The sequence below is a fragment of the Labrenzia sp. PO1 genome (assembly GCF_012273635.1).
Taxonomy (GTDB): Bacteria; Pseudomonadota; Alphaproteobacteria; order Rhizobiales; family Stappiaceae; genus Roseibium; species Roseibium algicola.
Genome location: NZ_JAAXCR010000002.1, coordinates 1,043,786 through 1,062,136 on the forward strand (window position 1 = coordinate 1,043,786; position 18,351 = coordinate 1,062,136).

20 protein-coding genes and 1 tRNA gene are annotated in these 18,351 nt (G+C 59.3%); 8 read left to right on the forward strand and 13 right to left on the reverse strand.

The window, feature by feature from the left end:
* Nucleotides 1-44: 44 nt before the first annotated feature.
* The 3 genes from HCG46_RS12690 to HCG46_RS12700 all read right to left on the reverse strand — a co-directional run bounded on the left by HCG46_RS12690 (nt 45) and on the right by HCG46_RS12700 (nt 1,273).
* Entirely contained in the window at nt 45-317 is a 273-nt protein-coding gene (locus HCG46_RS12690) for a hypothetical protein (RefSeq protein ID WP_022999679.1), read from the reverse strand.
* Nucleotides 318-587: 270 nt separating this feature from the next.
* Entirely contained in the window at nt 588-908 is a 321-nt protein-coding gene (locus tag HCG46_RS12695; RefSeq protein WP_353621817.1) for a hypothetical protein, read from the reverse strand.
* Between the two features lie 47 nt (nt 909-955).
* The gene (locus HCG46_RS12700; RefSeq protein ID WP_077293189.1) at nt 956-1,273 is read right to left on the reverse strand and encodes a hypothetical protein; all 318 of its coding nucleotides are present in this window, start codon (nt 1,271-1,273) and stop codon (nt 956-958) included.
* 192 nt (nt 1,274-1,465) lie between these two features.
* Here HCG46_RS12700 and HCG46_RS12705 point away from each other — a divergent pair, with 192 nt between their 5' ends.
* Nucleotides 1,466-2,110 (forward strand): nucleotidyltransferase family protein, encoded by a 645-nt coding sequence (locus HCG46_RS12705; RefSeq protein ID WP_168686434.1) that lies wholly within the window; start codon nt 1,466-1,468, stop codon nt 2,108-2,110.
* Nucleotides 2,111-2,143: 33 nt separating this feature from the next.
* On the opposite strand, the gene pabB is transcribed toward HCG46_RS12705, so the two are convergent.
* The 5 genes from pabB to HCG46_RS12730 all read right to left on the reverse strand — a co-directional run bounded on the left by pabB (nt 2,144) and on the right by HCG46_RS12730 (nt 7,492).
* On the reverse strand, nt 2,144-4,000 hold the full coding sequence (gene pabB / locus HCG46_RS12710) for an aminodeoxychorismate synthase component I (protein ID WP_168686435.1): 1,857 nt from the start codon (nt 3,998-4,000) through the stop codon (nt 2,144-2,146).
* A gap of 202 nt (nt 4,001-4,202) precedes the next feature.
* Nucleotides 4,203-5,714, reverse strand: a complete 1,512-nt coding sequence (locus HCG46_RS12715; RefSeq protein ID WP_062490604.1) for a methyl-accepting chemotaxis protein — start codon at nt 5,712-5,714, stop codon at nt 4,203-4,205.
* Entirely contained in the window at nt 5,711-6,034 is a 324-nt protein-coding gene (locus HCG46_RS12720; protein ID WP_022999673.1) for a hypothetical protein, read from the reverse strand. The genes HCG46_RS12715 and HCG46_RS12720 overlap by 4 nt, the downstream gene beginning before the upstream one ends.
* Nucleotides 6,035-6,330: 296 nt before the next feature.
* On the reverse strand, nt 6,331-6,996 hold the full coding sequence (gene msrA, locus HCG46_RS12725) for a peptide-methionine (S)-S-oxide reductase MsrA (RefSeq protein ID WP_168686436.1): 666 nt from the start codon (nt 6,994-6,996) through the stop codon (nt 6,331-6,333).
* A 181-nt stretch (nt 6,997-7,177) separates the two neighbouring features.
* Nucleotides 7,178-7,492 (reverse strand): hypothetical protein, encoded by a 315-nt coding sequence (locus HCG46_RS12730; RefSeq protein WP_168686437.1) that lies wholly within the window; start codon nt 7,490-7,492, stop codon nt 7,178-7,180.
* A 684-nt stretch (nt 7,493-8,176) separates the two neighbouring features.
* On the opposite strand from HCG46_RS12730, the gene HCG46_RS12735 reads away from it, so the two are divergent.
* A tRNA-Ser gene (locus HCG46_RS12735) sits at nt 8,177-8,266 on the forward strand.
* A gap of 783 nt (nt 8,267-9,049) precedes the next feature.
* Nucleotides 9,050-9,637, forward strand: coding sequence for a glutathione S-transferase family protein (locus tag HCG46_RS12740; protein WP_168686683.1), 588 nt, complete (start codon nt 9,050-9,052; stop codon nt 9,635-9,637).
* A gap of 284 nt (nt 9,638-9,921) precedes the next feature.
* On the opposite strand, the gene HCG46_RS12745 is transcribed toward HCG46_RS12740, so the two are convergent.
* The 3 genes from HCG46_RS12745 to HCG46_RS28385 all read right to left on the reverse strand — a co-directional run bounded on the left by HCG46_RS12745 (nt 9,922) and on the right by HCG46_RS28385 (nt 12,975).
* Nucleotides 9,922-10,779 carry a hypothetical protein gene (locus HCG46_RS12745; RefSeq protein WP_145903644.1) on the reverse strand — a complete coding sequence of 286 codons (858 nt, stop codon included), beginning with the start codon at nt 10,777-10,779 and terminating at the stop codon, nt 9,922-9,924.
* A 353-nt stretch (nt 10,780-11,132) separates the two neighbouring features.
* Nucleotides 11,133-12,269, reverse strand: a complete 1,137-nt coding sequence (locus HCG46_RS12750) for an iron-containing alcohol dehydrogenase (RefSeq protein WP_168686438.1) — start codon at nt 12,267-12,269, stop codon at nt 11,133-11,135.
* Nucleotides 12,270-12,540: 271 nt separating this feature from the next.
* The gene (locus tag HCG46_RS28385; RefSeq protein ID WP_205838480.1) at nt 12,541-12,975 is read right to left on the reverse strand and encodes a hypothetical protein; all 435 of its coding nucleotides are present in this window, start codon (nt 12,973-12,975) and stop codon (nt 12,541-12,543) included.
* A 94-nt stretch (nt 12,976-13,069) separates the two neighbouring features.
* On the opposite strand from HCG46_RS28385, the gene HCG46_RS12755 reads away from it, so the two are divergent.
* From HCG46_RS12755 to HCG46_RS28580, 5 genes are read left to right on the forward strand one after another with little or no spacing between them, the layout of a single operon-like run.
* Complete coding sequence (locus HCG46_RS12755; RefSeq protein WP_062491970.1) at nt 13,070-13,549, forward strand: hypothetical protein; 480 nt, start codon at nt 13,070-13,072, stop codon at nt 13,547-13,549.
* Nucleotides 13,550-13,571: 22 nt separating this feature from the next.
* On the forward strand, nt 13,572-14,285 hold the full coding sequence (locus tag HCG46_RS12760; protein WP_205838481.1) for a MotA/TolQ/ExbB proton channel family protein: 714 nt from the start codon (nt 13,572-13,574) through the stop codon (nt 14,283-14,285).
* Nucleotides 14,275-14,649 (forward strand): biopolymer transporter ExbD, encoded by a 375-nt coding sequence (locus HCG46_RS12765; RefSeq protein WP_168686440.1) that lies wholly within the window; start codon nt 14,275-14,277, stop codon nt 14,647-14,649. Before HCG46_RS12760 ends, HCG46_RS12765 begins: the two co-directional genes overlap by 11 nt.
* Nucleotides 14,650-14,657: 8 nt before the next feature.
* The gene (locus HCG46_RS12770) at nt 14,658-15,056 is read left to right on the forward strand and encodes a biopolymer transporter ExbD (protein ID WP_152508589.1); all 399 of its coding nucleotides are present in this window, start codon (nt 14,658-14,660) and stop codon (nt 15,054-15,056) included.
* Nucleotides 15,053-16,171 (forward strand): TonB family protein, encoded by a 1,119-nt coding sequence (locus HCG46_RS28580; protein WP_205838482.1) that lies wholly within the window; start codon nt 15,053-15,055, stop codon nt 16,169-16,171. Before HCG46_RS12770 ends, HCG46_RS28580 begins: the two co-directional genes overlap by 4 nt.
* 35 nt (nt 16,172-16,206) lie before the next feature.
* On the opposite strand, the gene HCG46_RS12780 is transcribed toward HCG46_RS28580, so the two are convergent.
* Both HCG46_RS12780 and panB read right to left on the reverse strand, forming a co-directional pair.
* Complete coding sequence (locus HCG46_RS12780; RefSeq protein WP_168686441.1) at nt 16,207-17,271, reverse strand: trifunctional transcriptional activator/DNA repair protein Ada/methylated-DNA--[protein]-cysteine S-methyltransferase; 1,065 nt, start codon at nt 17,269-17,271, stop codon at nt 16,207-16,209.
* A gap of 249 nt (nt 17,272-17,520) precedes the next feature.
* On the reverse strand, nt 17,521-18,330 hold the full coding sequence (gene panB, locus HCG46_RS12785; RefSeq protein WP_055657382.1) for a 3-methyl-2-oxobutanoate hydroxymethyltransferase: 810 nt from the start codon (nt 18,328-18,330) through the stop codon (nt 17,521-17,523).
* Nucleotides 18,331-18,351: the final 21 nt, after the last annotated feature.

Sequence of the window (18,351 nt, forward strand, 5' to 3'; positions counted from 1 at the left end):
AAGACTGGAAAAAGGGGCTGCGCGAACACCATCGCGCGGCCTTTTTACTGGCGGGCCTGCCCCATCTCTGCACAGACAAGGACGGAACATTTCGGGTTGTCCTTGGTCGGCACGAATGTCGGCCGCACCGTCTGGCCCGAGAAACACTGGTTCCGGCCGACGACAAACCGGTCGAACTTGTAAGGGCCTGATTTCAGATTGATGCCCCCGAATCTCTTGATCAGGTCCTGCGTCTGGTCACAGGTCAGTTGCGTGGTATCGGGCTGACGCCTGGTTTGCGCTTCCGCCTGCAGCACAGGGACAAGAGCCGCACACATAAACAGGCCTGCCTGAAGTGCGGACTTCGCAATTAACAGTTGTTTTCTTGTATTATTCTCGTTCATCGCAAGGCCTTTCCTGAGTATTCAGGCGAAGTCATGTATTAAATGGCTATGATTTCCAGCAGTAGGTAATCCGTATTTCATATTTGTGAAACGGTTTCCAAATGCAACACGGCGTTGCCCCGTCCGCGCATGAAATAGCAAGAAAAGCCTGCAAGGCGGTTAAGACTTGTGCCTCTTTATCCTGTTTTTGCAGAAGGATCCCGTTTACCGCTGCGTCCGGTTCTGGAAACACCTGTAGCCGACGGAGCACTGCGGATTGTCGCGCGTGGGAGCAAATTTCGCACGGACCTGCCCCGTTTGCGGCCGGCAATAGCTACCGTTTGCAACGAAGCGGTCAAAGGTCGACTGGCCGGTCGTCAGGACGATGCTGCCGCTTTTCCTGACCAGTTCCTGAGCCTGGGCACATGTCATTGAACGCGTGTCCGGGCGCCCGGCCTGGGCCATGGCCGGTTCTACGGAGGCAGTGACCCCGAGCCAGGTAAACGCCAGGAAGCCGAAACATGCGTTTCTGGAAAGTCGGTTCACATGACGTCTCCTGTTGAAGTCCGGGAGGCAACCGGCCCGGATACGGCTCAGTCATACCGCCAGGGTTGGGGATTGATACAGCGAAGCACGTAGCATTTCGCATTGTCCTTCGTTGGAATGTAGTCCCGGCGCGTGACCTCGCCATGCTGGCAGTAGCTCCGGTTGGCCACATACCGGTCGAACGTATAGCGGCCGGTGCTGAGCACGACGGCCCCACGCTGATTGATCATGGACTGAACCTGTCCGCAGGACATGGCGGTGGAATTCGGCCGTCCGGATTGGGCCGCGGATGGCAGAGCGGTGACAAGCACCGCCCCGCAAGCGGCCAGTGCGGCGATCATTTGTGTGCGTGGCAAGAGGTACATCGGCAATTCCTGAAAAAACCAAACGTCTCCGGAGGAGATGGCGCCTACCTGCTTCATGTCAAGTCGGTGCCCCTCATCCGGTAGCGCGCGTATCTGCGGAAGACACATTCGCGTGCATGGTCCTCATCATGCACGGCTCGCGATACGTTGAGAATCGGATAGGTTGCCCCTTCGCGAAAAGAGGATCCGGAAATGACCGCCGATTTGCAGATGGATGTACGCGACGCAAGGCTGGGCGATCCCTATGCCGCCAGTGAGGAGACGCGGCTGGCAGGTCTTGAGCAGATCCTCAGGACCGTGCCTCATGTGATGGAAATCCTGACCACTGTCCGCAACCTTGCCCTTCCTGATGCCTGGCTGGTGTCGGGCGGTATCTACCAGACTGTCTGGAACGTCCTCACCAACCGCCCCCTGCTGCACGGCATCAAGGATTTCGACATCATCTATTTCGACGGAACCGATCTATCCTATGAGGCTGAGGACGCTGTTATCGGCAAGGTCAACCAGGCCCTGCCCGACTTGGCGAGCCTTCTGGAAGTAAGAAATCAGGCTCGTGTCCACCTGTGGTACGAGAGCCGTTTCGGCAGGCCATACCGCCCTCTCGACTGTGCCATGGATTCGCTGACGACCTATGCCTCGCGCACCCATTCGGTGGCGGCACGGCTCGAAGAGGACGGGCGCATGGTGTTGCATGCGCCTTTCGGCCTTGCCAACCTGTTCGGCATGCGGCTGGTGCCCAATTACACACAGCCGAACCCGGAAACCTATGCGGAAAAGGCGGCACGGATGAAGGCCCTCTGGCCGGAGCTGACAGTCATTCCCTGGGACAATGCCTGAGATGTCAGCGCTGCTCTGTTAGCGTACCGGTTATCACCCTGCCTTGCGGGTGGCTTCATTGTGTTGCCCGGCTTCCATGTGCCACGAACCACTCGCTTGTTCCGAAAGCAGGCGAGCGCGTATCAGACCGCGCACGGAATTGCCGACGTAGACTTCCTCGGCCTCTTGCAGATCCTGAAGCGTAAGGTCTGCCTCGCTTGCCAGACCACGTTCCAGAAGCCCCGCCCGGAAGGTGCCGGGGAGAAGCCCGTGACGAAGCGCAGGCGTCAGCAAGCTGCCGTTCCGCTTCAAGAAAAGAGTGGTGTAGCTGCCTTCGGTGAGATAGCCGTTCTCGTTCAGGAACAGCACCTCCTGGCAACCGGTTTCCGCCTGATACCGTTGGCGCGTGTCATCGTAGAAGGCCCGGTTGGTGGTCTTGTGGAACAGGAACCTGTCTGTTGACCACGTGGTTTCTTGCGCAATCACCAGATTGAAAACGGCCTCCTGACCGGCCGGCGGAAGATCCGTCGACGTGACCGAAATGCCGCCATTCGCCGACAGCAACAGCCGCACACGCCTTGAACCGGCAAAGATGCGAACATGCTGCAGAAGCTCCTCACGCACATCTTCTTCGCGGAAAGGAAAGCCGAAATAGGCCGCTGAGGCCTGCAGGCGCTGCATGTGCCGTTCCAGAAGCAGGTAGCCGTCGCCCGGGTGATAAGCCAGCGTCTCGATCAGATCGAAGCCGGGCGTGTCCTCGCTCATGAACCTCAGTTTCAAGGCGCATTCGTCGTATTCGGGAGACGCGCCACTGTCGAAGATCACGCCGGACCCGCTTCCGGCTTCGCCGCTGCCGTCGTTTCGCAGCACCAGCGTCCGGATGGCGACATTCAGCCGGAAATCGCCTCCAGGCGCGAGATAGCCGATCGAACCGGTGTAGACGCCACGCGGGCCGGTTTCCAGATCCTGGGCAATCTGCATGGCGCTGAGTTTCGGCGCTCCCGTGATCGAACCGCAGGGGAAGAGATGTTCGGCGATCCGTGCAAAGCCGACGTCATCGGGAACTTCAGCTTCGACCGTCGAGGTCATCTGGTGAAGGCTTTGGTAGCGCTCCACCTCGCACAGCCTGGTCACCTTGACCGTGCCGGTGTCGGCGATGCGCGACAGGTCATTGCGCATCAGGTCGACGATCATGGTGTTTTCGGACCGCTGCTTGGGATCGCTTGAGAGCGTGCGTGCAATCGTGGCGTCCTCGGAAGCGTAACGCCCTCGGGGCGCGGTGCCCTTCATGGGTTTGGTCCGCAGGCAGGTGCCCTGGCGCTCCAGGAAAAGTTCCGGCGAGAGAGACAGGATCGTCCGGTCTTCAAGACGCAGGAAAGCGGCAAATTCCACCGGCTGGCGACGCAGAAGGGTCTGGAAGATCCGTTCAGGAGCCCCCTGGTGCCGGAACCGCGCGCGCATGGTCAGGTTGACCTGATAGATGTCGCCCTTCGCCAGATGGTCGCGGACGCGGGCAAAGGCCGTATCGTAAGCGGCCCTGTCCATATCGAACTCCGGCTTGCCGATGGCAGCCTCGCCGTCGCCAGCCACGCTTTCCAGCATAGCTTTGGCTTCGTTCAGACCCAGTTCCGCCGGCGCGCCATACAGCCCGAACCAGAGCAACGGCTCTTCTGTTTGATGAAACCGTTGCCGCAGCTTTTCCTCGAAGGCAAAACCCAGTTCATAGGCAAGGTAGCCTGCCGCATGGCGCCCGTCCGCCTGGGCGGCCTCAAGCTGTTCGAGGCAGCCCTGAACCTCCTCGAGCCGGGAGCAAGTGATCACCTCATCCGGCGCCTGAAACAACAGCGCAGACCGCTGCTTCAACAGGTCCAGCAGCAGGACCGTTCCAGGCGCGAAGGAGGATGCAGGCATCGTTTGGCGTCAGTGTCCGCAAGGGTGAAGAATGCTGCCAGCGTGGCACGTTTTCATTCGCTACGCTGGTTCGTTAGGGGCGGCTCATGGCATTCAAGCGACATCAGGTCAAGCATGCAGGACAGGAGAGCACCCCAAGAACGAAAAAACCGGCGGACTGGCCGCCGGTTTCAGAAGATCACGATCTGTTGCGGCCGTACTCTCAGGCCGCGACATCCTTCAGGAAGGCGGTGATTGCACGGCGCATGTCCTGGGTCTCCAGATCGAGGGTCTCGGCCGCCTCGACCATGGAACCGACCGAGTGGCTGGTGCGTTCGACAGATTCCCGCACACCGTCGATGTTGTTGGCAACCCGTCCCGTGCCGTCCGCGGCTTCCGCCACATTGCGCGAGATTTCCTGGGTCGCCGCGCCTTGTTCACCAACAGCGGCAGCAATGGCGGCCGTATAGCTGTTGACCTCGTCCATCGTCGTCGCAATCACTCCGATGGATTCCACCGCGTCCTTGGTTTCCGCCTGGATCGCCGCGATCTGGGCGCCGATTTCTTCCGTTGCCTTGGACGTCTGTGTCGCCAGTTCCTTCACTTCGGCAGCAACAACCGCAAAGCCCCTGCCAGCTTCGCCCGCGCGGGCCGCCTCTATGGTGGCGTTGAGAGCCAGAAGGTTGGTCTGTTCGGCAATCGCCTGGATCAGCGTGACGACCTCGCCGATCCGATTGGCCGCATTCGCAAGGCCCGCGACCTTGCTGTTGCTGGTTTGCGCATTTTCCGTCGCCCGGTTGACGATGCCGGTGGTCTGTTCGACCTGGCGCGAAATCTCCGCGATCGAGGACGACAGCTCTTCTGCGGCGGAAGCAACCATTTGCACGTTTGAGGACGCCGTTTCGGACGCATCCGATACGGAGCCTGCACGCGACGAGGTGTTTTCGGCAACGGTGCCCAGCTCGGTTGCGGCATCCCGCATTTCGCGCACTTTCAGGCCGACACCGTCCAGCTTGGCAGCGATATCACTTTCAAACGCCATGATGCGTTCGTTGATGACCTTCTGCTTGGCGCGCTCCATCTCGTCATTTTCAGCGGTCCGGTGCTGCAGCACCATTGCCTGGGCGCGAGCGGCCTCGGCCTCCTCGCGTGCCTTGTCGGAAGCGGCAAACGCTCGTGCAAGACTGTCGGTCATCCACCAGAGTGCGCCGACTTCCGCAACCACGACAAGCGCATGAAAGACCACGCGGCTGAAATCCGCCCCACCGGGGAAAACGGCCCAGGGCATGGCGAAATTCAGGACAAGGTGGTGCACGGCGACGACGGCCGCATAGGCAACCAGCGCCCGCCAGTCGACCCAGCTGGCCAGGATCGCCAGAACGGCGAAGAAATACATATGTGCGTCGAGCTGATAGGTGATCTGACCATCCGGTGTAGCCAGAGCGGCCACGAACAGGGCAACCAGCCCGGCAAGGGACATGGAGGTGGCAAGGCGCGTTTCGACGCCGGCTCCGAACTTGATCCATGTACCGGTGGCCGCAACACCCAGGAGCAAGGCTGCCCCGCAAACCGCCACGAGCGAAACATAGCCAACCCACCAGGCCGTTCCCATGACCAGGAAGACATTCACCCAGATAAAATGGATCAGCATCCGCGCAAACTTCTGCCGGAACTGGTCCAGACCGGAAAGCTGACCCGACATCTGATCCGCTTGAGACATTTCCACACCGTTCATTTCAACTGCTCCAGGGAGACACCGCTCAATCGCGCACAGGCTTGCGCGATGAAGGAAGACGCCACAAAACCGGCGCCTGACCGGTAAAGATTTGCGATGGACTGTTGTTCACCCGCTTCGGTGAGCGCCACCCAGCTTCTGTCCCCGACGAACAGTACCGGGCCACCCGATCTGGCGATGACGCTGACCGCGCTTTCACCCCAGGGCCATGCGAATACCGCGACCGGCCCTTCGCGGGCAGGCATCAACGAGCCGACCAGCATCAACAGGCAGCTGGCCAGGAAGTATCCTGTCGCGAAAATTTTTGCCGAACGGCTCACGAAGTCGATCCTTAAACGCCCATGCGTCAGGTCTATCCTCGCAGCGCAAATTTAAGAAAGCCTGAAACTTCCCTAGAGTATTGAAAGATATAAGCTATGTACGAAATTGTACTTATGTAGATCCTGACTTTTTTGACCCGCGCCAGCTGACTTTCAGTATGGCCAACTTCGGCAAGGAAACGGTTGAAACACTGCCGGCTTCAGGCGCCGGAGAATGCAAAAAGACGGGGCAGCGCCGTCACTGGCACTGCCCCGTCTGGAACTCAACCGGAACCAAGCTAGCGATCGGACAGCCGTCAGGCAGTCTGGCCCAGCCCGACCGGGCACGAAATGCCCGTGCCGCCGATCCCGCAATAGCCGGCCGGGTTCTTGGCCAGATACTGCTGATGGTAATCCTCGGCGAAATAGAAGGTATCCAGCTCCCGGATTTCCGTCGTGATGGAGCTTGCCACGCCACCGGCCTTCAGGGCGGCCTGATAGGCTTGCCTCGACTGTTCGGCTCCGGCAAGGTCGTCGGCTTCGCTCACGTAGACGGCCGAGCGATACTGGGTACCGGTATCATTGCCCTGGCGCATGCCCTGGGTCGGGTCGTGATTTTCCCAGAAGACCTTCAGAAGATCTCCGAGGGAAATCTCTGCCGGGTCATAAACGACCAGGACCACTTCCGTGTGGCCCGTGCGCCCGGTGCAGGTTTCATGGTAGGTCGGGTTGGGCGTATATCCGCCCGCGTAGCCGACCGCGGTGACATAGACACCGGGCAGCTGCCAGAACAGGCGTTCAGCGCCCCAGAAGCAGCCCATTCCGACCACAAGGGTTTTCATGTTGTCCGGATAGGGGCCTGCGAGCGGCCGTCCGTTGACGAAATGCGGCTCAGCCGGCCGGATCGCTTCGGAACGCCCCGGCAGGGCCTCGTCCTTGGCCGGCAGCGAAAATTTCTTGGTCAGCATCGTCATGAACGACATGGCTTTCTCCCACACATGCCAACAAGGCCTCTCGAGGATCCCGGGAAGCAGTTGGCTTATTTCAGGAGCTAATGTGGCGCAGCTGCGCCCGCTTTCCAAGAGGCCCGTCACGCAACGGTGTTCGCGTGTGAGCGGAAACTGCCGTTTTGTGACACCTCGTCTGGTGCTGCAAGAAACCGCGTCAGGCGTAAAGCGCACGCTGTCTGCGGCGCTTGGCTCCCAGCCAAAGCAGCGCCAGGCCGATCGGAGCGAAGACCGCCCAGACCGGCCAGGTCAGGACAGTCTCTTTCAAGGTCTGCCAGACCGTCGGGTCAAAAGACGCCACGATGTGGGCTTCCGCCATTTCGAGAGAGGCAGGCGACAGGTTCTGCCAGACCTGGCCAAGCTGGGCCAGACGGATTTCGGACAGGGCAATGGAAGAACTTGCATCGGAAATGCCGGCAATAATCGCGACGGCGACAAAGCCGTAGCCGAGGATGCGGAATAAAAACTTCAAAACACTGATCATCGCTTTGCTTTCAGCTTTGCCAAAATATTAAACGGAGCGCTCGCTCCAGTCAGGCCTTCAAATATTAGCCGCCGGATGTTGAGCATTCCTTTAGGGTAATATCACCCCGCGCAGGAACAAGATTTGATATTCAACACATTCTTGTGACTTTGGTTCCCGGCTTTCGCAAGTGTTTTCGTTTCAAATGCTTCGAAATAAATTCAGGTAGCGCGTTAGTTGCAGTGCAGCATTTCCCCAATACGCAAGCACAAAGCCGCCTGCTCAGACCTGTGTCACACCGTGGCCGCCTCGTCTCCCCGGCCTATCGCAACGCCGAACCCAAGCGAGGTTATCTTCCCGCACAGAGACTGAGCCATGCCATGACCTTGCCTGCGAGACGTCTCTCGACCTTCGAAAACACCAGACGCTGATTCTGCGCGGCCATACATGCGCCCGGCCAGCCTCCAGCCGCAGACAAACCGCCTTGGTACTGCCACGACAGGAAAGATTTTTTCGGTCCAGGCATTGCCGGCTGCATGGCACGTTACAGCCGTTTTTTGCAGCTCGTCCGAGCCCCGCAACCCCTCGACAATCCACAGCGGCGAGGCACCGAAAAAAAAACTTGTTCAAGTGCTTGCACTTGATCGCGCCATGGGTATATTGCGCCCCACTCAAGCGGGTGACGCTTGCGACGGACAGGTGGCCGAGTGGTTGAAGGCGCACGCCTGGAACGCGTGTATACGGGCAACCGTATCGAGGGTTCGAATCCCTCTCTGTCCGCCATTTCTCTTTCCAAGACATTGAAATTTTTTGTTTTTAAGGTTGGCCTATCGCTCAACCCATCATTCTGGCCATGGCAGGCCCGGTCATTCCACAATCTGTCCAAATTATGCTCATGCCGCGCTATTTCCGCTGCAACCTGAAGCATCGCTGCTTATCGCTTGAGGCGTAGGTGGCAACCAAGACGCACGCAGCGTGCCGGAGGCCAGGCCCGCGTTGTATGTCAGCGTCTGGCGAGCGAAGAGAACGTCGACTGGAATAAACGTGCTGGCAGCAATCGAGCTCGCCAAAGAACTCGGACCGACCGCGACCGTCGTTACAGTCGCTTGTGACAGCGGCCTCAAATACACGAACGGCGTATTGTTCAATGGTTCGAGGTACAACACTTCCTAAGTGGCTTACCTCTTAAAAGACATCGAATGTTAGCTGCTGGAATTCAAATCAATTCCCGACAGGAGTTGCGCTGCCTATGTCTGCTTCAGGGAAACTTGCATACGGAACTAAACGACCTATGTGGGGCCGCGAAGCCGCCATTGAACCAATCGAAGGTGAATGTCCGGATTCGGCCGTTTGTGTCGACCAGCACCACGAGGTAGGGATAGGCGCGTCACGACGGCGAAAGGCTGCCTGGAGCCCGCTTTGACCAATGCTGCATTTTGCAGCAAAGTCAGCTTTGTAAGAGACTTGTCTCAAACGCACCCATCCAAAATTCGCGTTGGAGAACCCGTGCCCACCATCACCGCATTCAAATCATCTCCCGACAAAGGTGTCGGCCTTGCGCGTGATATGCGTGTCCGTTGGGCGCTTGAGGAAGCCGGCCAGTCCTATGATGTGCGACTGGTGACTTTCAAAGAATTGAAGCAGCCAGCGCACCTCGCCCTCCAGCCCTTCGGTCAGATACCAACCTATGAAGACGGTGACGTGGCTTTGTTCGAATCTGGGGCCATCGTGTTCCACATCGCGGAGCGTCACGCTGGCCTGCTGCCCGGCGATGGAGCAGGACGCGCACGGGCGATAAGCTGGATGTTCGCTGCCCTGAACACGGTTGAGCCTCCGATCGTCGAGCGCGACTACGTCAAGTATTTCGAGGCCGACAAGAGTTGGCAAGCGGAACGGTTCGCCATGGTCGATGACCGCATCCGAACACGGCTGGATCAACTCGCCGCCGCCTTGGGAGAGCCGACCTGGTTGGCCGGACCTTTCAGCGCAGCCGGTATCCTTATGGTTCACGCGATCCGCAGGTTAGAGGGATCGGGCATACTGGAAGAGTATCCAATCTTTATGGATTACATCGCGCGTGCGGCAGAGCGACCCGCCTACAAGCGAGCATTCGACGCGCAGTACGAGGTGTTCCAGCAAGCCTCGTCGAAGTGAGAAAGCAGACGTTGCCCGCGACAATGTAGATGGCAGCTAAGTCCCCTAAGTGGGCCTTGGCAGTGAGGTAGATAACGCAGCAGTGGATGGGTGGTGTGGCGGGCCGGCGCGCAGCATGCAGTTCCACCGATGAACGGCAGCGGACTGTCGGGGTATGGCCGCAGCGATTAACAATGCGGACATTGGTGCGCCACGCAGCCAAGGTCCGGATCGTGTCAGAGAATAGGTTGTCGGGAATTGCGCGCCTTCTCACTGCAACAGAGATGACCCCAGCCAACGGAAAGTCAATTCAGTCCGCTCAAATAACCTGACGCAGAACCGCTTCCGGACATGGAGAAAAAGACGCCATTATCACGCTCAGCGCTGTTTGGCTTCTGCCGAACCCTGTTCCTCAGGGCTTCCGCTGTAATGGATACCCCAACCTCAAGATTTGAATGGTGTTCACCAAGGCTCGGATCAATGAGGCCATGCTGGTACCGGTCGACAAGCGTTTCTGGGAGGTCAACCAGCCAGAAGTTTTCGTCAGAATGGAAGGACAGAAGGATCGTATAAGGGGCAATCCCATGTTCTTTGATCATCGCCTCAATCAGAAGCATGCCGCCATCAAGCGATAGGCCCACCTCCTCGCGAATGGCCTGGGGTGCTTCTGTGTATCTGTAGGCGGGTGCTGCCCTGCGCGGCATTCGAAAAAACAATGGTGGCTTTTCAAGCAGGCTGGGGCAGAAAGTGCCAATTTTTTCGATGAAGACCTTTCCTATGCCGAACTCATCGCCATGAAAGGCAATCATGTGTTCAACCGACTTGTAGGCAATGTGTTCGTGCCCAACGAATTCGGCTGAATTCGCATCACCAACCAAAACGTCGTTCTGGTAATCGACGTCCAAAAGCGTGAATTCACATCCGGTGATCCCAATACTGAAATTCCATTGGTGCTCAAAAAGACGATTTACGTCTCCGGGATTGCGCACCAGGATCTTGATCCCAATGACACCAAATGGCGCTTCGCGTGAGATCATCTTTTGAACGGCGCCGTCTTGAATATCAAAGACTGTGGAGGTGTTCCGCAAGTCGATGAGATGAGACTGAAATTCAGCGCCTATCCTGTCAATCAGTCTTTCAACGCGGCCCTTACTTGGTGACACATCAGTCTCCGGTCTCTTTCTGGTCGCTCATGCTTCAGACCAATATATGTGATCCGCGCATTGTCGGTAACTCCCTGCCTTTGAAAATAGCGCACCTGGAGAGGTTTAGAAGGTCCTACCCGTAACACCTTCACCCGACGCGAAATGAACGGTCATTCCACGCCCAACTTGTGAGTTCAATCCGTATGCGATGAATGATGGCTTTTGGGAGCAAACGGAAAGCCGACTAACGACCAAAATGGGGACGCATTCCGGACCACCAGCTTCCATAAATACCGACACCGCGTTTCTGGGCGATTCTGGGTGGTGCTGTGGTCCGGAGAGCGCTCAAGGGAGTTTCAGAGACGGTCCCGTCAATAAGAAGCTTGCAGCATCCTGAGATAGTCGTCGGCGGTTGCGTCAATAGGGTTGGTCTTGTGGCTGTGGTCGGCCAATGCCCCCTGAATGATGCGGTCGAAGAGATCTTCGGAAACACCCAGCTCCGACAGGCTGACGGGCAACCCGATGGCCGCCGTCATCTCCTTGATGGCCGCGCCGATATCCGTACCGGTAGCCAGACCCATGGCATCGGCCATCCGGGCATACTTGTTTTCGCTGACGGATGTCGGGGCCGCCTTGTTGAATTCCAGAACCGCAGGCATGAACACCGCGTTCAAGGTGCCGTGGTGCAGTTTCGGATTGAGCCCGCCGAGCGCATGACTGAGGCTGTGCACACAGCCCAGCCCTTTTTGGAAGGCCATCGCGCCCATGGTTGCGGCGATTGCCATGTTGGCGCGGGCGTCCTTGTCATCCGGTGTTTCCGTCGCCTTGCGGATATTCGCCCAGGCGCGGCGCAGTCCTTCAAGTGCGATGCCGTCTGCCGGCGGATTGAAGGACGGGGCAAGATAGGTCTCGATGCAGTGCGAGATAGCGTCCATTCCGGTGGCTGCAGTCAAAACGGGCGGCAGCGTCATGGTCAATTCCGGATCGACAATCGCGGCTTTCGGAACAAGGAATGGAGACAGCAAGCCGACTTTTCGGCCATCATCCAGTATCACAATCGCCCCGCGTCCAACTTCGCTACCGGTGCCTGACGTTGTCGGAATAGCGATGGTCGGCCAGGTTTTGGCCGTGATTTTTTGCAGGCCCCCCTCGATGACCGCATAGGTCTTCAGGGCGCCGCCATGTGCGGCGAGGATGGCAACCGCCTTTGCAAGATCGATTGCCGATCCGCCACCAATGGCGATAATTCCGTCGGCTTCAACCTCTTTGAACAAGTCTGTCGCGACACGAACGGCCGCCTCATTCGGGTTGCCGGGGGTCTCGTCGTAAACGCCTGCCAGCTCCTTGCCGAGGACGGCTTCAATCTTGTCGAGAAATCCAAGCCCGCGCACGCCCTTGTCCGTCACAACGAGCGGGCGCGAAATTCCGGCGAGCGCCACTTCTTCCTTCAACGTGGCAAGCTCGCCAAAACCGAACTGGACCCGGGTTACGTAGTTGATTAGAGGCATGCCGCTCCCTTTGCTGATATGCCCATTGAAACCGACCCGGATTGAACGCAGGCCATTTGGGCAAATATTTTTGGTTCGCCGCAAGATAAACTCTAAATGTGACCTGTAAATCCACTCTCTTTCAATTTGGGTATAACGAGAAGAGAATTGACGCTTCCCGCAATGCCGTTTCTCTCGAGAGAGACAGACTTGGTTTGCTCTCCGTCATTTCGGCGATCGATGACAATGGATGACTGGCAACGGACGACTGGCAACGGCTCATCCGCCAGGGTCAGCAGCGACCTGGCGGCTTGCGTGCTTCGATCGGGTTTAGCTGCGCCCACAAGCGCTCTCCATTCCACCGACCTTCATCTGCCTGTCTTCTGATGAAGTGTTCTGAAAGGTACTTCAGGACGGCAAGTCTGCGGCCTGCGGGCTCGCCTGGCAGGCGCTGAAATGGTCTGTGTCCCGGCATCGCCGGTGACCTGTTTAAATTCTGAATTAAAAATTCAACTTTTTTAATCCAGACCGGTTCCCTCACCCGCTGCTTTCGGTGTAAAGATCGATTAGCCAGGGCAGCGACGGTCTTGATGATGATCGCGCAGACCGCCTCAGCCTTCAAAAATCTCCAGCAGTTCTGAAAGCCAATCGTGCGTTTCGTGCGCCCCGACGGGACAGCCCTTTTCGCGGATTGATACCCCCATCCGGCTTCGCCGATGCCACCCACGTGCTGCCCTGGAGACAAGTCTTTAACTCGAATGGCGCGCGGCCGGGGTTCTTATCCGGAACCAGGCCGCGAGCCGCTACGGGAGAGCGAAGGGATGAAGAGATCTTTGGTTTCGGCGCCGGTTCGGGCGGTTGCGCTCGCCTTGATGCTGAGCAGTCAGTTCGCTGCCGCAGCCAACGCGCAATCGGCGTCTCAGGCAGCGTCCCAAACCGCCTCCAAGACAAGCGAAGCGATCTCCGTCCAGTTGAACGATGCGGAAACAGTCGACGGGTCCTGCCGGTTGACCTTCGTCATCCGCAACACCTTGCCAACACCCGTAAACGCCCTTGGCCTCGACCTGGTGATGTTCGACACTTCTGACGGCGTTTCCGGCTATGCCGCGATCGACTTCGGCGATCTCCCCACCGGCAAGACGCGTGTCCGGCAATATGACGTTGCCAAGGGAGACTGTACCGGCATCTCTCGCGTCCTTGTGAACGAGGTGCGCGCCTGTGACCTTCAGGACACCGCCCAACAGGACTGCCTGCCGCTGCTGCGGATCGACTCGCGGTCGGAAATCGACCTGATCCTCTGATGAAAACCCAAGCGTGATCAAAATGCCTGATGTCCCTACCGCGGCCCTGCCGCACTTCCTGTCTCCGTTGACCGGCCTCGTCGATCAGGGCGGCCCGGTGGTGTTGTTCCTGCTTGCCCTTTCCCTGGTGGCGGCAGCGCTGATTGCCGCCAAGCTTTTGCAGTTCCTGTATCTGGGTGTCGGGCGTTTCGGTACTGCCCGCAGGGCGCTGGACCTTTGGCTGGACGGCCGGCCTCAGGAAGCGAAAACGATGGCGGCCGGTGGAAAATCCGTGGTTGCCGACATCATGCTGAAGCTCGTGCAGGGCAGCGCTTGCGGCAACACCAGGACCGAGCTTCTGAAAGAGGACGTCGAGCGGATCTGTATCCAGCGGATCAACACGCTGAGGGCATACCTTCGCCCGCTCGACATGATCGCGCAGACAGCACCGCTGATCGGCCTTCTGGGGACCGTACTCGGCATGATCGAGGCCTTTCAGGCCATGCAGGGCGCCGGCGCGGCGGTGGACCCTTCCGTTCTCGCCGGCGGTATTTGGGTAGCCTTGCTGACAACCGCCGTCGGTCTTTCGGTCGCAATACCCGTGTCGGCCATTGTCGGCTGGTTTGACAGCCGTATCGAGGCGGAGCAATCCGAGATGGAAGCGCTGGTCACGGCGTTCTTCACCGGGGCGATCGCCGAACGCGGTGCGGCCCGGATCGTGGCCCTGGAGGCTTCGGAGACGAGGCATGCAATTTAAAGCAAGAGTGCGGCGCAAGCCCGTCGGCCTGACGTCGCTGATCGACGTCATCTTCCTGCTGCTGCTGTTCTTCATGCTGGCGTCCAGCTTCACACGGTACCAGTCGCTGGACATTTCCAGCGGTGCTGAAGGTGGCGGCGCGGCGCAAAGGCCCGCCTACCTGCGTATTCACACGTCGGAAAAGCTGGACCTGAATGGACGCCCCCTGATGAAGGCGGACATGGCGAAACTGTTTTCCGCGCTCAAGGAAAACAGTGTCGTCGCGATCTGGTCCGGCCCGGATGCAAACGTCCAGGACGTGGTTGATGTCATGTCCGAGGTTCGCAGAAGCGGGCTGAAGAGCGTTCTGGTGACGGGACAATAGGTGACCTCATGCGCATGAAATCCCCACAGCGCCGCGAACCGCCGGAAAACACCATTCCGCTGATCAACGTCGTTTTCCTGATGCTGATCTTCTTCCTGTTTGCAGGGTCGGTTGCCCGGGACGATGCCAGGAAAATCGAACCGCCGCTGAACATACTGGAAGACGAGACCATCCGGTCCACCGGCGCACTCATTGTTGACCCGCAAGGCCGCACCTTTGCCGGAGAGGCTGAAGTCGGCGTTGCCGACTGGCTTGCGCAGCAGGATGAGCCAGGCGGCACAGACGGCCCGATCAAGGTGGCTGCGGACGGCACGCTGAAGGCGGACGCTCTGGAAAAGGTGCTACGCGAGTTGAAGGATGCCGGACGCACCGACATCGTGCTCATAACAAGAAGAGGCTCGAAGTGAGTTTCGCGCGTTTCCTGGCTGCCGGGGCCATCCTTTCTGTGGTGCTGCACGGCACCGGCGCCGCCTTTTTCGCGAAAGATCCGAATGAGATCTCCATTGCAGCTTCTGAAGGCGGCGGCGTTTCGGTGATCGGGTCCATCGAGGATCTTGTAGCCGGAGCACAAGTGGATGCCGTAGCCGATCCTCAGCCTGTCGAGGACGTGAAGCCGGACGTAGAGCCAATCGAAGACGTACAGGTGAACACCGCAAAGCCCGAGGTGCGGTCCGGCACGCCGGTGAAACCGGTAGAGGTGCAGCCAAGCCCGGCCGTTGCCGAGGCAGTGCCTGACACGCCAGCTTCAGAACCTGTTCCGTCCGTTCCGATGGTCGCAGGCGTTACTTCATTGGCACCGGTGAAAGCGCCGGCGACAACGCCGGAGGTGGCGACGGCGTCCGAAACGTTGCAAGGCAGTGTCACACCGGAACCGGTCAAGCCGGTCGACCCAGTCGAGCCGGCACCGGAGCAAAAACCTGTCGAAGTTGCCCGGGTGGAGCCAGCCGCACCGGTTGAGACAGTTCAGCCGGTGGACCTGCAAACCGAAGTGCAACAGCCAGTTGCCGATCCGCTGGCCGAGGTCACGCAGACACCGAACCGCAAGCCCAAGCCGCCAGTGCGAAATGCGGAAGCTCCCAAGATCGAAGAGCAGGAAAAACCCAAGAAGGTTGTGAAAGCGCAGAGGAAGGGGGCGGAAACCAGCGCCCGAAAGGGTGGTGAACGCGTCACCAGCCAGAGCGCGAAATCCAACACCAATGGCCGGGCGGATGCCCGTACCAACGATGGCGGCACCAAAGCAACGTCCAATTATCAGGGCAAGGTGGTGGCCAAACTGCGCCGCGCAAAACGTTATCCCCGTGAAGCAAAACGTCAGAGGCTGGAGGGAACGGTGAGTGTCGGCTTCACGATTTCATCCAACGGCGCTGTTTCCGGTATTCGCGTGACCCGGTCCTCCGGGCACCCGGTGCTGGACCAGGCCGCGCTCGACATGGTGCGCAGGGCTTCGCCCATGCCCAAGTTTCCGGGTGATATTCGTGTTGCGCGCATGAACATGCAGGTGCCAGTCCGCTTCGACCGCTAACACGCCGAACCAAAACGAAGGCAAGGCAAGCACCGTCAAGCAGCAGGGGTCTGCCGGTAGCTCTGCTCCAGTTCGATCAGGCGTTGCTTGCGCCAGAGCCCCCCACCATACCCGGTGAGGGAACCGTCCGCCCCGATGACTCGGTGGCACGGCACGACGAGAGCCAGTTGGTTGGCGCCATTGGCCCGGGCAACCGCCCGCACAGCTTCCGGCCTCCCCAGCGCCCTTGCCAGTTCGGAATAGCTGCGTGTCTCGCCAGGCGGAATGGTCAGCAGTTCGCGCCAGACATCCCGCGTGAAGGCAGAACCGTGTAGAGCAAGCCTTGTCTGGAATTGACCGCCGGTTCCGGCAAAGAAACGATCGAGTTCTCCCTGGATCTGGTCGGTGACCTCCGTTCGCCCAAAGCCGATCTCCCCCTTGGCGTAGGTCTGCAGCTTCCTGAACTCTGTCGGAAAGGCCTTTCGGTCGAGAAACTCCAACAGATGCAGCTGGGTCTTGTCGGTGACGGCAATCAGCGGACCGAGCGGCGACGCCACCCAGTCGGCGAAAAGCAGGGGCTTGGCGGAAAAGACCCCGGGAGACTGGCCAAGAATCCTGGCAAAGGCTTCGCGAAACGCGCTCGGCGAGTCGAACCCGGCCGTGATCTGCGCATCGATCACCTTGCCGCCGTCGGCAAGTGTCGAGAACCCTTCCTGCAGGCGCCGCTGGCGCGCCATTTCCAGAAAGGTCATGCCGAAATGCCGTTTGAAGGCCCGGCGCACAGTTGAGGGGTCGAACCCCATGCGCACGAGATCCGGTTCGCCCCAGCGGTAGGATGGACGCTTTTCCAGTGCCTCGATCAACGGCTTCACCACCGGGTCGGCAGTGGCCTCCGGCGTGGTCGGACGGCAGCGCTTGCAAGGGCGGAAGCCGGCGTCAAAACATTCGGACACGGTGTCATGGAAGGTGCAGTTCTCCCGCTTCGGCTTGCGCGCCGGACAGGTCAGCCGGCAGAAAATTCCGGTAGAAGCTACACAGACAAAAACACGTCCGTCGTAGGACGGATCACGGTTCAGAAGCGCTTCATAGAGCGTGTCGAAACTGGGTCGGGTCATAAGCATGACCCGACTTTACGCCCGGCCAGAATTCATTGCAGCCGGAAATCGGGCGTTAATTTCATTCCATCGGATAGCGCCGGAAAACAAACCTTTCCATCGTCATCCCGGCCAAGCGTCAGCCCGAGCCAGGATCGGAGAGCCACCGGCGGACGACACGGGCACGCGTTCACAAGGCAAGGCACGGGCGCCACGATCCCGGATCTCCGTTTCACTGTGACCGGGATGACAAGCCGAGAGGTGAGAAACTGGCCTCTACCGGTAAACCTCGCTCTCACCGGGGAAGCTGCGGTCCTTGACCTCTTCCGAATAGGCTTTCACCGCTGCCTCGATCTGGCCGCCAAGATTGCCATAGACCTTGACGAATTTCGGGGGCGTCGGGTTAAGGCCGAGCATGTCCTCCAGCACCAGGATCTGACCGTCGCACTCCGCGGACGCTCCGATGCCGATGGTCGGTATCGCGATCTGTTTGGTGATCCTTGCCGCCAGCGGCTCGACCATACCTTCCAGAACCAGCGCGAAAGCCCCCGCCTCGGCAACGGCTCTTGCGTCTTCTTCGTGGCTGGTCCAGCTGTCCTCATCGCGCCCTTGTGTCTTGAACCCGCCCATGACGTTGACCGATTGCGGCGTCAGACCGATGTGGGCCATCACCGGAATGCCCCGCTCGCTCAGGAAGCGGATGGTTTCGGCCATGCGGGCGCCGCCTTCAAGCTTTACGGCCCCGCACTGGGTCTCCTTCATCACACGGGCAGCGTTGCGGAAGGCGACCGAAGGGCTTTCCTCATAGGTGCCGAAGGGCATGTCGACCACCACCAGCGCCCGGCTGGTGCCGCGTACCACGGCCTTGCCGTGCATGATCATCAGTTCCAGCGACACGCCGACGGTGGATTCCATGCCGTGCATGACCATGCCGAGACTGTCACCCACCAGGATGAAATCGGCGTATTTGTCGACGATGGCCGCCGTATGCGCGTGATAGGAGGTCAGCGAGACGATGGGGTCTCCGCCCTTGCGGCGGGTGATCTGCGGGGCCGTGATGCGGCGAACGGGTTTCTGGGTGCTCATGCGGCGTCCTTTCGATAAGGG

Bases quoted from the DNA above. Each gene is read 5' to 3' on its own strand.
- HCG46_RS12690 (WP_022999679.1), bottom strand. From the start codon at position 317: ATGTGTGCGGCTCTTGTCCCTGTGCTGCAGGCGGAAGCGCAAACCAGG.
- HCG46_RS12700 (WP_077293189.1), bottom strand. From the start codon at position 1,273: ATGTACCTCTTGCCACGCACACAAATGATCGCCGCACTGGCCGCTTGC.
- HCG46_RS12705 (WP_168686434.1), top strand. From the start codon at position 1,466: ATGACCGCCGATTTGCAGATGGATGTACGCGACGCAAGGCTGGGCGAT.
- pabB (WP_168686435.1), bottom strand. From the start codon at position 4,000: ATGCCTGCATCCTCCTTCGCGCCTGGAACGGTCCTGCTGCTGGACCTG.
- HCG46_RS12715 (WP_062490604.1), bottom strand. From the start codon at position 5,714: ATGAACGGTGTGGAAATGTCTCAAGCGGATCAGATGTCGGGTCAGCTT.
- msrA (WP_168686436.1), bottom strand. From the start codon at position 6,996: ATGTCGTTCATGACGATGCTGACCAAGAAATTTTCGCTGCCGGCCAAG.
- HCG46_RS12740 (WP_168686683.1), top strand. From the start codon at position 9,050: ATGCGTGTCCGTTGGGCGCTTGAGGAAGCCGGCCAGTCCTATGATGTG.
- HCG46_RS12750 (WP_168686438.1), bottom strand. From the start codon at position 12,269: ATGCCTCTAATCAACTACGTAACCCGGGTCCAGTTCGGTTTTGGCGAG.
- HCG46_RS12755 (WP_062491970.1), top strand. From the start codon at position 13,070: ATGAAGAGATCTTTGGTTTCGGCGCCGGTTCGGGCGGTTGCGCTCGCC.
- HCG46_RS12760 (WP_205838481.1), top strand. From the start codon at position 13,572: ATGCCTGATGTCCCTACCGCGGCCCTGCCGCACTTCCTGTCTCCGTTG.
- HCG46_RS12765 (WP_168686440.1), top strand. From the start codon at position 14,275: ATGCAATTTAAAGCAAGAGTGCGGCGCAAGCCCGTCGGCCTGACGTCG.
- HCG46_RS12770 (WP_152508589.1), top strand. From the start codon at position 14,658: ATGCGCATGAAATCCCCACAGCGCCGCGAACCGCCGGAAAACACCATT.
- HCG46_RS12780 (WP_168686441.1), bottom strand. From the start codon at position 17,271: ATGCTTATGACCCGACCCAGTTTCGACACGCTCTATGAAGCGCTTCTG.
- panB (WP_055657382.1), bottom strand. From the start codon at position 18,330: ATGAGCACCCAGAAACCCGTTCGCCGCATCACGGCCCCGCAGATCACC.